Origin of the sequence: Providencia sp. PROV150 (assembly GCF_028481025.1) — a bacterium.
In the GTDB taxonomy this organism is placed as follows: Bacteria; Pseudomonadota; Gammaproteobacteria; order Enterobacterales; family Enterobacteriaceae; genus Providencia; species Providencia hangzhouensis.
In genome coordinates, this window is sequence record NZ_JAMPPJ010000013.1 from 105,887 (window position 1) to 121,967 (window position 16,081).

Annotated in this window: 14 protein-coding genes; 1 reads left to right on the forward strand and 13 read right to left on the reverse strand. The window is 42.4% G+C overall.

Going from position 1 to position 16,081, the window contains the following annotated elements; all coding sequences use genetic code 11:
* Positions 1-142: 142 nt before the first annotated feature.
* On the forward strand, positions 143-1,285 hold the full coding sequence (ampC(Phz), locus tag PSE83_RS11180; protein ID WP_004262799.1) for a class C beta-lactamase AmpC(Phz): 1,143 nt from the start codon (positions 143-145) through the stop codon (positions 1,283-1,285).
* Positions 1,286-1,498: 213 nt separating this feature from the next.
* Here ampC(Phz) and hemN read toward each other — a convergent pair whose 3' ends face one another.
* From hemN to ompR, 13 genes are all read right to left on the reverse strand, one after another.
* Positions 1,499-2,872 carry an oxygen-independent coproporphyrinogen III oxidase gene (gene hemN, locus PSE83_RS11185; protein WP_004262801.1) on the reverse strand — a complete coding sequence of 458 codons (1,374 nt, stop codon included), beginning with the start codon at positions 2,870-2,872 and terminating at the stop codon, positions 1,499-1,501.
* Between the two features lie 332 nt (positions 2,873-3,204).
* Positions 3,205-3,720 (reverse strand): Der GTPase-activating protein YihI, encoded by a 516-nt coding sequence (gene yihI, locus PSE83_RS11190; protein WP_004262811.1) that lies wholly within the window; start codon positions 3,718-3,720, stop codon positions 3,205-3,207.
* Between the two features lie 452 nt (positions 3,721-4,172).
* Entirely contained in the window at positions 4,173-5,507 is a 1,335-nt protein-coding gene (locus PSE83_RS11195) for an NCS2 family permease (RefSeq protein WP_004262814.1), read from the reverse strand.
* 185 nt (positions 5,508-5,692) lie between these two features.
* Positions 5,693-6,445 (reverse strand): amino acid ABC transporter permease, encoded by a 753-nt coding sequence (locus PSE83_RS11200; protein WP_004262820.1) that lies wholly within the window; start codon positions 6,443-6,445, stop codon positions 5,693-5,695.
* A 1-nt stretch (position 6,446) separates the two neighbouring features.
* Positions 6,447-7,199, reverse strand: coding sequence for an amino acid ABC transporter permease (locus PSE83_RS11205; RefSeq protein ID WP_004262824.1), 753 nt, complete (start codon positions 7,197-7,199; stop codon positions 6,447-6,449).
* 110 nt (positions 7,200-7,309) lie between these two features.
* On the reverse strand, positions 7,310-8,149 hold the full coding sequence (locus PSE83_RS11210; protein ID WP_004262826.1) for an ABC transporter substrate-binding protein: 840 nt from the start codon (positions 8,147-8,149) through the stop codon (positions 7,310-7,312).
* 539 nt (positions 8,150-8,688) lie between these two features.
* On the reverse strand, positions 8,689-9,402 hold the full coding sequence (gene phoU, locus PSE83_RS11215) for a phosphate signaling complex protein PhoU (RefSeq protein WP_036958602.1): 714 nt from the start codon (positions 9,400-9,402) through the stop codon (positions 8,689-8,691).
* A gap of 13 nt (positions 9,403-9,415) precedes the next feature.
* Entirely contained in the window at positions 9,416-10,192 is a 777-nt protein-coding gene (pstB, locus tag PSE83_RS11220) for a phosphate ABC transporter ATP-binding protein PstB (RefSeq protein ID WP_004262838.1), read from the reverse strand.
* 38 nt (positions 10,193-10,230) lie between these two features.
* A complete protein-coding gene (gene pstA, locus PSE83_RS11225; protein ID WP_036958603.1) occupies positions 10,231-11,112 on the reverse strand; it encodes a phosphate ABC transporter permease PstA in 882 nt (293 codons plus the stop codon).
* Between the two features lies 1 nt (position 11,113).
* Entirely contained in the window at positions 11,114-12,070 is a 957-nt protein-coding gene (pstC, locus tag PSE83_RS11230; RefSeq protein WP_004262847.1) for a phosphate ABC transporter permease PstC, read from the reverse strand.
* A gap of 130 nt (positions 12,071-12,200) precedes the next feature.
* Entirely contained in the window at positions 12,201-13,244 is a 1,044-nt protein-coding gene (gene pstS / locus PSE83_RS11235) for a phosphate ABC transporter substrate-binding protein PstS (RefSeq protein WP_004262850.1), read from the reverse strand.
* Positions 13,245-13,984: 740 nt separating this feature from the next.
* Positions 13,985-15,316, reverse strand: a complete 1,332-nt coding sequence (gene envZ / locus PSE83_RS11240; protein WP_036958604.1) for a two-component system sensor histidine kinase EnvZ — start codon at positions 15,314-15,316, stop codon at positions 13,985-13,987.
* Complete coding sequence (gene ompR / locus PSE83_RS11245; RefSeq protein WP_004266122.1) at positions 15,313-16,032, reverse strand: osmolarity response regulator transcription factor OmpR; 720 nt, start codon at positions 16,030-16,032, stop codon at positions 15,313-15,315. The genes envZ and ompR overlap by 4 nt, the downstream gene beginning before the upstream one ends.
* Positions 16,033-16,081 lie beyond the last annotated feature (49 nt).

A 16,081-nucleotide genomic window follows, 5' to 3' on the forward strand; every position in this document is an offset into this window, starting at 1 on the left:
ATACTGACCGAAAGCATGCATACTGCTTTGCAATCGCGGTTTAACCGCCTAATAGCCTATATTAAAGCACTTTAAATTTACAATGAAGTGCTTTCAGTTCCTGTTAGCAATAACTTAAACTTGTACTTATTGGAATAACTCTATGAAAACTCTTTTTCGTCAGGGGCGAATTTTTGTCGCACTGAGTTTGGCATTAACCACGCTATCCGCTAATGCGTTCACTCAAAAGGATGTGGATGACATTATTAAACCTCTGATGGAACAAAAACAGATCCCTGGGATGTCTGTCGCAATTTCCGTTGAAGGGAAACACTATATTTATCACTATGGTGTGCAGTCTAAGCAAAGCTTAGTACCTGTCAGTGATGAGACTTTATTTGAGATTGGTTCTTTGTCTAAAACCTTTACTGCCACACTCGCAGCCTATGCACAAGACCAAGGAAAACTCGATTTTTCGCAAAAGGTAAGCCACTATCTTCCTGAATTAAAAGGGTCTGCTTTTGACCAAGTCACAGTAATGAACTTGGCTACTCACACTTCCGGTTTATCGTTATTTGTGCCTGATAGCATTACTAATTCAGCGGAATTAATCCGTTATTACCAACATTGGAAACCGACCAAAGCCATTGGGCAATATCGCTCTTATTCAAATCTTGGCGTGGGGCTACTCGGTATCGTTACCGCTAAACAACTCAAAATGCCATTTGAGCAAGCGATGGAAAAATTAATGTTGCCTGCACTTGGGCTAAAACATACCTATATTCATGTCCCTAAAAACCAACATAAAAATTATGCTCAAGGTTATAATAAGCACGATCAGCCCATTCGTGTGGCACCACAAATTTTAGATGCTGAATCTTATGGTTTGAAATCTAATGCTAAAGATCTAATTCGCTTCTTAGATATTAATATGCAAACGAAGAAAGTCGCTAAGCCATGGCAAGAAGCCGTAGAGAACACCCATACTGGGTTCTATATGACCGATTCATTTATGCAAGATATGATGTGGGAAAGCTATTCATGGCCAGTATCTCTTGCTCAATTACAGCAAGGTAACCGAAATGAAATGGCATTACAGCCACAAAAGGTCGAAGCAATTACACCAGTAATGCCACCTGAAACACAGGCTTTCTACAACAAAACCGGCTCAACCAATGGTTTTGCAACCTATGCAGCATTTATTCCGGAAAACCAAGTGGGTATTATTATTTTATCCAACAAATGGTATCCAATCCCTGACCGCATCACTGCGGCCTACCAGCTAATCGAAAAAGCGAAACACTAGCCCACGCAGAACATCCAATGTTCTAAATAATCAGATAACGAACCAGTAATACTCAAAATAGTTCGTGCTAGAGCAAGGCGGCAAAATTCGGCTATCTCGGGGAGTATACAAAAGTATATGACCCGAGTAGCCGAATAAGGCCAACGCAGCTATTGCGCGAAATATGAAGAGTATTAAAGACAACAACGCGACAGCACGAATTATGAAGAGCATTTAGATAACGCGGGAAAACTGCCGCTGCCTCATCTGACTACGTAAATAAACATCAAAACACATACAAATATTACGAATAAGTAAACGCCCTTGCGGCGTAACTTTAATTCCTTTGTCTGTCATTTCGACTAATCCATCTTCTGCCATTGGCTTCAATAGCTCTAAATCCTCTTTAAAATAAGATTTAAAGTCAATTGGATAGATTGCTTCAATTTGTGCAAAATCCAATTGGAAGTTACAGATTAAGGTTTTAATAACATCACGGCGCAAGCAATCATCATCGGTTAAGACGAGACCTCGCCACAGCGCTTGGCCTTGCTCTTCAACTTGCGCATAATAGGTTTTCAAATCTTTCTGATTTTGCGCGTAGTTATCGCCTAACATACTGATCGCAGAAACGCCTAATCCTAATAAATCACAGTCGCCTTGAGTCGTATAACCTTGGAAATTACGGTGTAAAACCCCTTCTCGTTGGGCCACAGCGAGCTCATCTTCAGGGCGAGCAAAGTGGTCCATACCAATAAATTGATAGCCATCTCTGGTGAGGGTTGCGATTGTGTCTTGCAGAATATCGAGTTTTTGCTCTGCACTTGGTAAATCAGCATCTTTAATTTTACGCTGCGCCGCAAATAAATTAGGCAAATGCGCGTAATTAAACACACTTAAGCGATCTGGTGATAATTCAGCCACTTTCTTTAAGGTAAATGCAAAGCTTTCAGGAGTTTGTTTAGGTAAACCATAAATCAAATCAATACTCGTTGAGGTAAAACCCGTTTCTTTGGCTCGTTTAATTAGGGCAAAAATAAATTCTTCGTCCTGTTCACGGTTAACCAGCACCTGAACTTCTTTATTAAAATCCTGAACTCCCATGCTTAAGCGGTTAAACCCTTCATGGCGCAGATGGTCTATCATATCCAGTTCAATTTCACGCGGGTCGACTTCGATGGACATTTCAACATCATCCGCAAAATGAAAATGCTTTTTCAATAAACCAACCAAATGGCTGACTTGAGCTTTATCGAGGTAAGTCGGAGTACCACCGCCCCAATGCATCTGGGTCACAATACGACCTTTTAATAAAGCTGCGCGCTGAATAATTTCTTTTTCAATTACTTTAAGATATTCATCGGCTTTATGTTTTTGGCGTGTCACTAATTTATTACAGCCACAGAAATAACAAAGTTTATGGCAAAAAGGGATATGGACATAGAGCGATAAAGGTCGATCAGGATAACGTTGTGTTGCTTGAACAAACGCATTCTCATCATAATCTTGATTGAATTCCAAGGCTGTGGGATACGAGGTATAACGAGGCCCTGAATAATTGTATTTTTGAATGAGAGAAAGATCCCAAACAATATTTTGCTCTGACATAACATTCCTCAATTGACCAAAAGCTCAAACTATAACGATGACTTCACTCTATTTAATTTGTTATTCGATGAGAGTGAAAATTTTATAACCTGCATAAGCATTATAGACTCTAAATATTTCGAGTTGCAGCTAAGCGACAAGTGAATGAGTCGCTAGGAGTATACATAAGTATGAGACTCGTGCGAATGAACATAGTCAACAACGCTGCAGCTTTGAATATGACGAGTATAAATATGTTAGAGAAAAGAGACTTGATTCAACATCAAAGAAAAGTGAGTTAGCAGAAAAAATAGCCAAATCCCCCGCTAGCGCGAGGGATCTTTTAAACGAAATTATTTACTTTTTAAGATGCGCATAATGTCATCAAGTTTTTCTTCGTCTTCTTCCTCTTCTTCTTCGCTATATTCAATACCGAGAATATTCATCAGTTCATCAATACGGTCTAAACAGGTATCAACATACTGCTGTTCTTGCGCAGTGATAGTTTCGCCATCCTCCAGACGCGCCAAAATGCTATCTAGGCGGTCATCGCTTTCTAGCATTTCCAACTCTTTTTCTGGCGTCAGTTTTTCTTTAGCGACTGGCTTCTCTTTCACCACTGGACGCGCTACAGGTTTGTTATCATCCACAACTAATGGAATCGGTTTTTTGCTACCAATACGCGGGTCTGTGGTGGTAGATATCCCACCTTTAGCATTGTTAGAAGCAGATTCTTGGTTACGGCTACCAGATTTATGACCACGATGTTTTTTCTCGCGCTTACGCTCACGGCCTTCCGCATTTATCTCTTCTTTAGTTTTACGGTATTTTTTCTTTGGCTTAGCAGCCGGTTTTTTTGGTGCATTCATGGTCTGATACCTTGATAAAGTCAGTTTCTGCTGCGAAATCTAGCAGGATCCCATAAAGGGGGAAAGCACTAGTTTGCAATTTCAGCGGATTTTTTACTCCACCCTGCCTTCGCAATAGTACTTTAATGATTATACCTTAAATAATTTGAGTTGCATGCAAGTAACAAGACGGGAAAGCCATCTGAAGGGGGATTAATCTTCTAAATAGCTTTACCTACAGAAAATGATCACTTCGCCAATACACTAATTAATTCAAGCTGCCTAAACGTTCCAATACTCTAAATAGCTGTACCGTTAGAGGACAGAAAATAGAGAGTCATCTTGAGCAATATTCTAAATAATTCAAGTTGTGGCTAGGCGTCAATCGAGGTTATCTCGGGGAGCATACATAAGTATGTGACCCGAGTAGCCGAGAGAAGACAACAACGCCACAGCTTGAAGTATGACGAATATCAGGCGTCGACGAGCACCATTTTTAGTAGAAACATCGCCGCCACTAAAATCACACACAGCCCCAGATCACGCCAGCGGCCTGTACCAATTTTCATTGCACAGTACGCAATAAAGCCTAGTGCGATACCTTCTGTGATTGAGAAGCTAAATGGCATCATCACTGCGGTAATAAATGCGGGTACAGACTCAGTTAAGTCATCCCATTTCACGCGGGTTAAACTTGACGTCATCAACACGCCCACGTAAATCAAGGCACCCGCAGTTGCATAAGCAGGAACCATACCGGCAAGAGGTGAGATAAACATAGTCAATAGAAATAGAATACCAACGACAATCGCAGTTAAACCTGTACGCCCACCAACAGAAACACCAGAAGAACTTTCAATATAGGCGGTGACAGAAGATGTCCCCATCGCTGAACCTGCAACAGAGCTCAAGCTGTCCACATATAACGCTTGCTTCATCCGTGGGAAAGTTCCGCGTTCATTTGTGATACCAGCTTTGTCAGTCACACCTATCATGGTGCCTGATGAGTCAAACAGGTTTACTAACATAAAGGCAAAAATCACACCGGATAACGCTAAGTCTAAAGAGCCAGCGAAATCAACCTGCCCGACGACACTCGTGATACTTGGCGGCATTGAGAATATCCCAGAATATTTCACATCCCCCAGAGCTAGGCCAATCAAGGTGGTCACTGCAATAGAAACTAATACCGCGGCATGAATATTACGAGCCGCTAAGATTGCAATAATAAAGAACCCGAGGGCTCCCAGCCAAACATTATGGTGAGTCAAATTACCGATAGAGACTAACGTGTCTGGGTTAGCGACAATGATACCGGAGTTTTTCAGCCCCATCATCGCAATAAATAGGCCGATACCACTGGTGATCCCGACGCGAAGACTAAGCGGGATATTGGCGATAATCCAATAACGGATACGGAATAATGTCAGAATAAATAACCCGACTGCCCCCCAAAATACGGCCCCCATTGCAACTTGCCATGAATAGCCCATCGCGCCAACTACAACGAAAGCAAAAAAAGCATTCAGCCCCATAGCAGGTGCTACTGCAATCGGTAAATTTGCCAACAGCCCCATCAAAATACTACCAATAGCCGCAATCAAACAGGTGGTGACAAACACAGCTTTGATATCCATGCCTGCAACTGAGAGAATTTGAGGGTTAACAAAAACGATATATACCATCGTTAGGAAGGTGGTGAAGCCTGCAACAACTTCTGTCCGTGCTGTCGTGCCGTGCTCTTGCAATTTAAAAACACGCTGAAACAAGCCCTGCGGTTGTGCCGAGCTAGAAGATTGATTACTCATTAGATATTGCGCCCAAAAAAAGTTTTTTTCGCCCTATACTACAATTAAAAATCACAAAAGAAAACGATTGCGTAAACTATAAGGGGCAAAAATGTCCTAACTAACTGATACGCCAAGATGAAATAATAATAGAAACCAAAATAGTGGAGTGAAAAAGTGGTGAGTATTTCACCACCACTTTTGATTTAGGAAAGTGCTAACAATTTTTGTCGGCGCCAAAACAATAAACGATGTTTCGCAGCCAGTTTCTGGGGTTGATGTTGCGCACTCAGCTTTGTCGCCACCCTATTCGCAATAATTTCTACCGCAAAACACATAACAAAATAAATAAATGCTACGAATAAGAAAACTTCGAGAGGATAAACCATTTCACGGTTATTCACTTGGGTTGCTAAGAAAGAAAGCTCCGCAACACCAACAACATAAGCCAACGAGGTATCTTTAATTAATGCTACCCACTGGTTAATAAATGAAGGAACCATCATACGTAAGGCCTGTGGCAATACGACATTCCACAATACCTGCCAGCGGCTAAACCCCAAAGATAACCCTGCCTGCCACTGCCCTGCTCCTATCGCTAAAATGCCGGCTTTCACGGCATGAGCCAAATATGCAGAAGTAATTAATGCCAATGCACAGACGACTGTTGCAATACCCGGAATTTCCATACCCAATAAGATTGGCAACAGAAAATAGGTCCAGAAAATTAACATAATGACCGGAATTGCACGGAAAAAACCTAAAATCGCCGCAAATAGGTTAACCCAGAAGCCCCGCAGCATGGCTAAAGCTATTCCGCCCAATGTTCCTAATACAATAGAAGCCGCACCAGCAAGTAAACTAATGACTAACGTCAGTGCAGCGCCTTCGAGTGGCCCATCTGGAAAAGTACCAAACAATAAATATTGCCAGTTCTGCTCAATAATCGAAAAATCCATCTTATACCCCCTGAGCCAAATTACGCTGTTGACGCCACTGGCCCCAACCTTCCATTACCGCAATAATGGCAATATACAAAACGGTTGCGACACCAAATGCAGCAAAGGTTTGCAGTGTCTGGCTATCAACCTGGCGGGAGACATAAGACAATTCTGCGACGCCTATCGCCATCGTTAATGATGAATTTTTCACCACATTCATATATTGGCCCAGTAGTGGAGGCATCGCGATTTTAACGGCTTGCGGTAATACCACCAGTTTCATGGCCTGCCATGAGGTTAGCCCTAAAGCAAACGCCGCATATTTCTGTCCCTGGCGAACGCCACGGATCCCAGCACGAATTTCTTCAGCGATAAACGGCACGGTATAAAGGGTCAAACCGATAAAACCGGCTAAAAATTCAAATGACGGCCAACCCACTGTGATTCCAAGTAAATGGACTTCATGGGGAGTATTGAGCCATTCCATTGCAGCAGAGGGTAAAATTTCACCAGAAGCGAAATACCAAAAGAATAACTGCACCAACAAAGGCGTATTTCTGAAAATAGAGATGTAGATACTCACAGCCCAACGCACAAGAGTAATTTGGCTATCCTTTGCTGATGCAACTATAAAACCCAATACAGTGGCTGCAACAATGGTACAAATCGAGATCCAAATAGTGATCAAAAAGCCGTAGCCAAACCATTCTAAATACTGCGGTGCCAAGAAATGGGCAGACCAAAAATCACCATTTAAAAATTTTTCAAACATTGTTCACGACCTATTGCCTTCACAGCTTGTGATTAAAAACTCATCCTTTATAACCAAGAACCCCACACAGAGTGCGGGGCTTCAAATCACTGAGTACTTACCGTTACCCATTAAGACTGTGGCTGTTGCTCACTCAGTGGTGCGAATTTAAAGTCTCCGCGTGGCTGTGCAGCTTTGGTATCTGGCCCAAACCAGCGGTTATAGATCACCTCGGCTTTACCTTCTTTCTCCAGTTTCAACAGTGTTTCGTTGACGTTTTCAACCAAACGCGTTTCACCTTTGCTTGCTGCCAATGCTTGGTATTCTTTCGTCAGGCTAAATGGGGAAATCTCAAAATCTGCTTTCACTTTTTCAGGTAAATTACCTAATAAGCCCACCAGTTTTGCATCATCTTGTGTGATAGCTTGGACGTTACCATTACGCAGTGCAGCGAAAGCTTGTGGGGTATCGTCATAAGAAATCACTTTAGTCTCAGGGAACCGCTCACGCAGAGTCACTTCCTGCACAGTACCTTTGTCTGCGCCAATACGCAGTGGTTTGATGTCGTCAGGTGTTTTTAATACGCCTTTACGGGCAATAAATTTTTGGCCTGTCGCAAAATCAGGAATTGAGAAATCAACTTGTTTTGCGCGTTCATCTGTAATGGTGAAGTTAGCACCAATCAAGTCAACTTTACCTGAAGTTAGAAGTGGAATGCGATTTGCTGGATTAGTTGGACGAAGCTCAAGTTTTACCCCTAGGCCATCTGCAATTTCTTGCGCAATATCAACATCATAACCCGCTAATTTTTTAGTTTGTGGGTCAATAAAACCAAATGGTGGGTTACTATCAAATACTGAAATGCGGATCACACCCGCTTGTTTGATATCATCTAATTTATCTGCGCTAGCGACATTCGCTGTCAGCGCTAAACCTGTAAGTAAAACAGTCGTTAGAATACGAGCTTTCATTGAACACCCCTGACGGTAAATTTTTGTAAATCGACCATCACAAGCTATCAACTATTGCTTAGCACTTGAAATAATATTAAATAATATATTTATAACAAAATAGAATATAAAACCACACAAAAAAGGGGCAAGCTTTGTACAAAGGCCCCAACATGGTTAAACCATCAATAGACTCTTATTGAGCAAGAAGAAAGTCGGTATAAAAATCTTAAGCTAAATTTTTAGATGCTTTGTACCTGAAAATATACGCCAATAGTCATTAAAGAAATAACTGTTCAAACGTATCAATGCTCTAAATAGTTCGTATTGTGGCTAGGCACCAAGCTAGGATATTTCGGGGAGCATACATCAGTATGTGACCCGAGTAGCCGAGCGAAGCCAACACCGCCACAGCACGAAATATGACCAGCGTTTATGCTCTAAATAGTTCGTATTGTGGCTAGGCGGCAAGCAAGGATATCTCGGGGAGCATACACCAGTATGTGACCCGAGTAGCCGAGCGAAGCCAACACCGCCACAGTACGAAATATGACGAGCATTTATTTGTTCGTTAGCATCTTTTCAAGACTATCCCCACCCACATGACGGAAATCCTGCCCCTTCACATAGTAGAAAATAAACTCACAGATATTTTGGCAGCGGTCACCGATGCGCTCAATTGAACGTGCGCAGAACAATGCCGTTAATACACTTGGGATCGTCCGAGGGTCTTCCATCATATAGGTCATCAATTGGCGTACGATGCCCTCATACTCTTGGTCAACTTTCTCATCTTCACGGTAAATACGAATGGCTTCTTCGAGATCCATTCGTGCGAATGCATCTAATACATCATGTAGCATTTGCACTGTATGGCGGCCTAATGATTCTAAGCTCACTAACAGAGGCTGATGTTGATGAGAGAATTTTTCCAATGCAGTTTGGCAAATTTTGTCTGCAACATCGCCGATTCTTTCCAGCTCAGCAATGGTTTTTGAAATTGCCATAATCAGGCGCAAATCACTCGCCGTTGGTTGGCGTTTCGCGATGATCTTAACGCATTCTTCATCAATGGCCACTTCCATCATATTGACTTTATGGTCATTTTCGATAACTTCACGCGCTAAGGCTTCATCCTGATTATGCATGGCCGTAATGGCTTTGGTAAGCTGTTCTTCGACCAGCCCCCCCATCGTCATCAATTCAGTATGGATATGTTCCAGTTCAGCATTGAACTGCCCCGATATATGTTTGTTGTGATTCAGCGTATCCATCGTCGGCTCCATATCAACCGTAGCGGCCAGTAATATAATCTTCAGTTTGCTTCATTTCTGGGGTAGTAAACATTTTGTCAGTATGATTAAACTCAACTAACTCCCCTAAATACATGAAAGCCGTATAGTCAGAACAGCGTGCTGCTTGTTGCATATTGTGGGTAACAATTACCACGGTGTATTCTGACTTTAATTCACTAATCAGTTCTTCAATTCGACCGGTTGAAATTGGGTCAAGAGCAGAACAGGGCTCATCCAACAATAAAACTTCTGGGCGAATAGCAATACCACGAGCAATACAGAGACGCTGTTGCTGCCCCCCCGACAAGCTATAACCACTTTGGTGTAGCTTATCTTTGGTTTCATTCCATAATGCAGCCTTTGTTAACGCCCACTGCACACGTTCATCCATTTCCACGCGGGATAATTTTTCAAATAAACGCACACCAAATGCAATATTATCGTAGATTGACATCGGGAATGGTGTTGGTTTTTGGAAAACCATTCCGACTTTCGCACGCAATAACGCAATATCTTGTTTATCTGTCAGGATATTTTGACCATCCAGTAAAATTTCACCTTCTGCGCGCTGCTCGCCATACAATTCATACATTTTATTGAAGGTACGTAATAACGTCGATTTACCACAGCCTGATGGGCCGATAAACGCAGTTACTTTATTTTTTTCAATGTCTAAAGAGATATTTTTCAGTGCGTGAAACTTGCCATAATAGAAGTTGAGGTCACGTACTTTAATTTTACTATTTGCAATATCGTTTGCATTAATCATGGTTTGCTTTTCTCTCTAAATCTTTATTTATCTGGCGCTTAGTGTTTTTTCTGTGCGAACACAACACGTGCAATGATGTTAATGAGCAGAACACATAGGGTAATTAACAGAACCCCTGCCCATGCAAGCTCTTGCCATTCGGAGAATGGACTCATTGCAAATTTGAAGATTGTCACCGGTAAGTTAGCAATTGGTTCGCTCATATCTGTACTCCAGAACTGATTTGACAGAGAAGTAAACAGAAGCGGTGCGGTTTCCCCAGCAATACGCGCAATTGCAAGCAAGATCCCAGTGATAATCCCTGACACAGATGCTTTTAGCGTAATAGATAAAATCATTTTCCATTTTGGTGTGCCAAGTGCATAAGCGGCTTCACGTAAGCTATCCGGAACTAATTTCAACATGTTTTCAGTGGTTCGGATAACAATTGGAATTTGCAGCAATGCAAGCGCCACAACCCCAGCCCAACCCGAGAAGTGCTGCATTTGAGCAACCACAATGGTGTACACAAACAACCCTACAACGATAGACGGAGCTGATAATAAAATGTCATTAATAAAGCGGGTGACTGAAGCTAGCCATGACTTACGGCCATATTCTGCTAAATAAATTCCCGCTAAAATCCCTAAAGGCGTACCAATAACTGTCGCCCATAAGATTAATAAACCACTACCTACGATGGCATTTGCCAGCCCGCCACCTTCAGTATTCGGTGGTGGAGTCATTTCAGTAAACAGATTGAGGGACATGCCATCAATCCCTTTAGTGACTGTAGAAAACAAAATCCACACTAACCAGAACAAGCCGAAAGCCATGGTTAACATTGAGACAAATAGAGCCATTCTGTTAACTTGACGACGCCACGCTTGACGGCGTGCTCGTTCTTTTTCATTCACTGCGATAGGTTGAGATATCGACATATTAACGGCCCTCATTCTTCGCAAGACGCATGACCATCAACTTGGAAATTGCTAACACAATAAAAGTGATAACAAACAGGATAAGTCCAAGTTCCATCAAGGCCGAGGTATGTAAACCGCTCTCTGCTTCCGCAAACTCATTTGCCAGTGCCGAGGTGATACTGTTACCTGGCATAAACAGTGATGCGCTATCAAGTTGGTAAGTATTACCAATCACGAACGTCACCGCCATGGTTTCACCCAATGCACGGCCAAGGCCTAACATCACTCCACCGATTACCCCATTGCGGGTATACGGCAGCACGATATTCCAAATCACTTCCCATGTCGTACAACCAATGCCGTAAGCTGACTCTTTCATCATCACAGGCGTTTGTTCAAATACATCGCGCATCACTGATGCAATGTAAGGAATAATCATAATCGCGAGGATTATCCCCGCTGCTAAAATACCGATCCCGAATGCAGGCCCTGAAAATAATTCACCGACAATCGGCACACTCGACATCACATTACCAACTGGCTCTTGGAAATATTCTGCAAACAGAGGAGCAAAGACAAATAACCCCCACATCCCATAAACGATACTTGGGATAGCAGCAAGAAGTTCAATCGCGATACCAAGAGGACGTTTTAACCAATTGGGTGCCAGTTCTGTTAGGAACAGTGCTATACCAAAACTAACGGGAACGGCGATAATCAGAGCAATTAACGATGTAACGATAGTGCCGTAAATAGGCACAAGAGCACCGAATTCTTCAGCCGGTGCATCCCATTCTTTGGTCCACAAAAACGAAAACCCAAACTTTTGCATACTTGGCCAAGATGCAAAAATAAGGGAAATAATAATACCTCCGAGCATTAACAAAGTGATGAGCGCGGCAATCTTTACCAGTGCACTAAAAATCACATCACCTGATTTGCTGGGAGCTCTAAATGCCGTTGTTTTCTCGGCCATGCGCTTTGTTCTCATTTCATTCCTGCTCTTTTCTACAGGATTGCGTTACAACGATGAGCGGGTAAGCCCTGTTCCTCAGCACTTACCCGCCATTTCCAACCCTAAGTGCACTTAGAAAACCTAAGTTCACCTAGAATAATGCTTTACCTTGGCTATCTTTAACTTCTGTTTTCCATGCTGCACGTACTGCTGTCACGACTTCTTGAGGTAAAATTGCGTAATCTAATGCTTCCGCTTGTTTACCACCTTTATCATAAGCCCAGTTGAAGAAGTCAAGAACCGCTTTGCCTTTTTCCGCATTCGCTTGCTGCTTGTGAACTAAGATAAATGTGGTTGAAGTAATCGGCCATGCATTCGCGCCATCACGGTTTGTTAAATCTTGTGCAAAAGATTTAGACCAGTCAACTTTCTTCGCTGCGGCACTGAAACTTTCACCCGTTGGTGAAACTGCCTCGCCATCAGCAGAGATTAATTTAGTATACGCAAGGTTGTTCTGTTTTGCGTATGCATATTCAACATAACCGATAGAACCTGGTAGACGCTGTACGAAAGCTGCAACGCCATCATTACCTTTACCACCTACGCTATTTTTCGGCCAGTTAACGGTAGAACCCGCGCCAACGTCTGATTTCCAGCTTGCACTGACTTTAGCAAGGTAGCTAGTGAATACGAACGTGGTACCAGAACCGTCAGAACGTCTAACAACTGCGATAGCTTGGTCTGGCAAACTAACATTTGGGTTCAATTTAGCGATTGCTGGGTCATTCCATTTGGTAATTTTACCTAAATAGATGTCGCCTAATGTGTTGCCATCTAAAGTCAGTTGCCCTGACTCAATTCCTTTTACATTAACAGCCAGTACCACACCACCGATAACAGTTGGGAACTGGAACAAGCCATCTTCTTTTAATTTTTCATCAGTTAATGGGGCATCAGATGCACCGAAATCAACTGTTTTTGCATTGATTTGTTTGACACCACCAGAAGAACCAATCCCCTGATAGTTTACTTTATTACCTGTTTCTTTCTGATAAGAGTCTGCCCACTTCGCATAAACAGGAGCAGGAAAGGTCGCGCCAGCTCCGGTCAGGCTGGTAGCAGCAAAAGAAGACATTGCAGTCAGAGATAAAGTTGCTGCCATTACGCTTGCTAAGGTGGTACGCGTCATTTTCATAATCCCTCCGGGGATGTATAGAAACAATCAAGTATGAAATTGTTGGGTGTATGTCACGGTAGGAAAAATAGGACAATTTAGTTACGACAACATGTCGTTTTTATGACAGTTTTATGACAATTGCTGATTTTTTCACTGGCGAGGAAACAAAAACGAAGATGAATTAGATTTTATATTATAAAATTCAAATAGTTAAAAAACTATTATTTCAAAGCTGACGTCAAACAGAAAAATGACAGACTGTCATAAAAGCGAAAAATATTTTTATCCTGCAACCATAAAATAATACTCAAAACAATTTGTGTTGCAGCTAGGCGGCAAGTGAGGATATCTCGGAGAGCATACACAAGTATGTGACCCGAGTAGCCGAACGCAGCCAACAACGCTGCAGCACAAAGTGTGAAGAGTAAAAGGATAGCTCTAAATAGTTCAAGTTGTAGGTAGGCGCCAAAAAAGATAGCCTCTTTTCCTACTTGATACAAATAATACTCAAAACAATTTGTGTTGCAGCTAGGCGGCAAGTGAGGATATCTCGGAGAGCATACACAAGTATGTGACCCGAGTAGCCGAACGCAGCCAACAACGCTGCGGCGCAAAGTGTGAAGAGTAAAAGGATAGCTCTAAATAGTTCAAGTTGTAGGTAGGCGCCAAACGAAGATATCCCTAGGAGCATACACAAGTATGTGACTAGGAGAGCTGAGTGTAGGCAACACCCCTACAGCTTGAAATATGACGAGGTATCAGTCTTCTTTCTCTTTAAGAGGGAGCAAAGCCCTAATCGCAAACCCACCACGCTCACTCTTATGGATCTCAATGCTCCCTTCATGAGCATCGACAATTCGGCGAATAATCGCTAGCCCTAGCCCTGTGCCTTTGTTGCTACGAGCTTTTTCACCCTGTACAAATGGCTGGAACAGGCGATGAATATCTTCTTCTTTGATACCTGCACCGTCATCTTCGACTTGGAACCAAACGGAGTCTTCCGTTTTTCCACTACTGACTTTGATCCAGCCATTACCATAGCGATAAGCGTTAACAATCATATTGGTAATCGCGCGTTTAATTGCTAATGGGTTACCATTAACAATCATTGAGCCAGGCTCAAGTGCGGTTTCAATTTCACCGATGACATTACTTTCTGAGTTCACCGCTTCCATTAAAATAGCGTTAAGGTCACAGAATTCCATATCCATTTCTTGACCTGTTTTCAGATAAGACATGAATTGGCCGATGATCGCATCACACTCTTCAATATCTTTATTAATAGATTCAGCTAGATAGCTATCTTCTGGGCTCATCATTTCTGTCGCTAAACGAATACGGGTTAAGGGAGTTCTTAGGTCATGACTTACCCCTGCCATTAAGACAGTTCGGTCATTTTCTAAGGTTTTAATCCCTGCAGCCATGTGGTTAAAAGAACGAATAGCAGCTCTAACCTCAGTGGCGCCTTTTTCCTGCATTGGGGGTAAAATTACCCCTTTGCCGACTTCACCTGCGTGGTATTCCAATTCAAGCAACGGCTTGTTCTGGTAGCGTATATACAACCATACCCCTGCAAAAATGGTGAGAAAAATTGTTAATGTATAGCGAAAAACAAGGGAGAACTGATTTTGGCCGATTTCAGTCAGTGGAACTCGCACCCAAATATCAGGTGCGAGATAAGACGTTAGCCATAGAATGGGATATTCTCGGCCTAATTCAAGGTGAACACTCGCCTTACCACCAATATATTCCGACATGTGTTCGCTTAGAAAATCATACTCTTTTGCCCAATTCAGCCCTTCTTCCATCGCCGCTGAATGTGCATAAAAGGTAATTCCTAATTCATTGTAGATTTTCTTACGCAACGCGGGAGATACCCGCACTGAGGTTCCATCTTGTAGAACCATTTTCTCTGTCATTAATGTTCTTACTTCGTATGCCAGTACCTTGTTGAATTGCTGTAAGCTAGGCATTACAACAAAATTCAACACGACCATATAACTGGTTACGAGACTCGCAAACAGTAAGGCTACAAATAAAAATAACGAGCGAGAAAATGTACTACGCCTTGAGAACCTCAGTCGCTTCATGCTTTACTTCCATCAGGAACAAACACATAGCCCAAGCCCCAAACCGTCTGGATATAACGAGGGTGTGCTGGGTCTTCTTCAACCATGCGGCGTAAACGTGAAATTTGAACATCGATTGAACGTTCCATCGCACTGTATTCACGACCTCGCGCTAAGCTCATTAACTTGTCACGAGATAACGGTTCCCTTGGGTAAGAAACCAACACTTTTAACACCGCGAATTCACCGCTGGTTAATGGCATATTCTCATCACCTTGGAACATTTCTCGTGTCCCAAGATTTAATTTAAATTTACCAAAAGTAATTATCGCATCATCTTGAGATGGCGCACCCGGTAATTCATTAGCTTGGCGACGTAAAACCGCACGAATACGAGCTAGCAATTCCCGTGGATTAAAAGGTTTTGGAATATAGTCGTCCGCACCGATTTCTAAGCCAACGATGCGATCAACTTCTTCGCCTTTCGCTGTTACCATAATAATAGGAATTGGGTTATTTTGACTACGTAAGCGACGGCAAATTGATAAGCCATCTTCACCCGGTAGCATTAGATCTAAGACGATCAGATGAATAGATTCTCTTGTCAGGATTCTGTCCATCTGTTCTGCGTTCGCGGCACTCCTTACCTGAAAACCCTGCTCAGTGAGGTAACGTTCCAGCAGTGCACGTAAACGCATATCATCATCGACGACAAGAACCTTATAACTTTCCTGCATTTTGTAGCCCTCAAGATGTGCATCTTTCAAATTATTTTTTTAATGAATG

Bases quoted from the DNA above. Each gene is read 5' to 3' on its own strand.
- yihI (WP_004262811.1), bottom strand. From the start codon at position 3,720: ATGAATGCACCAAAAAAACCGGCTGCTAAGCCAAAGAAAAAATACCGT.
- hemN (WP_004262801.1), bottom strand. From the start codon at position 2,872: ATGTCAGAGCAAAATATTGTTTGGGATCTTTCTCTCATTCAAAAATAC.
- pstA (WP_036958603.1), bottom strand. From the start codon at position 11,112: ATGTCGATATCTCAACCTATCGCAGTGAATGAAAAAGAACGAGCACGC.
- PSE83_RS11195 (WP_004262814.1), bottom strand. From the start codon at position 5,507: ATGAGTAATCAATCTTCTAGCTCGGCACAACCGCAGGGCTTGTTTCAG.
- pstB (WP_004262838.1), bottom strand. From the start codon at position 10,192: ATGATTAATGCAAACGATATTGCAAATAGTAAAATTAAAGTACGTGAC.
- PSE83_RS11205 (WP_004262824.1), bottom strand. From the start codon at position 7,199: ATGTTTGAAAAATTTTTAAATGGTGATTTTTGGTCTGCCCATTTCTTG.
- phoU (WP_036958602.1), bottom strand. From the start codon at position 9,402: ATGGATACGCTGAATCACAACAAACATATATCGGGGCAGTTCAATGCT.
- pstC (WP_004262847.1), bottom strand. From the start codon at position 12,070: ATGGCCGAGAAAACAACGGCATTTAGAGCTCCCAGCAAATCAGGTGAT.
- envZ (WP_036958604.1), bottom strand. From the start codon at position 15,316: ATGAAGCGACTGAGGTTCTCAAGGCGTAGTACATTTTCTCGCTCGTTA.
- ompR (WP_004266122.1), bottom strand. From the start codon at position 16,032: ATGCAGGAAAGTTATAAGGTTCTTGTCGTCGATGATGATATGCGTTTA.
- PSE83_RS11210 (WP_004262826.1), bottom strand. From the start codon at position 8,149: ATGAAAGCTCGTATTCTAACGACTGTTTTACTTACAGGTTTAGCGCTG.
- PSE83_RS11200 (WP_004262820.1), bottom strand. From the start codon at position 6,445: ATGGATTTTTCGATTATTGAGCAGAACTGGCAATATTTATTGTTTGGT.
- pstS (WP_004262850.1), bottom strand. From the start codon at position 13,244: ATGAAAATGACGCGTACCACCTTAGCAAGCGTAATGGCAGCAACTTTA.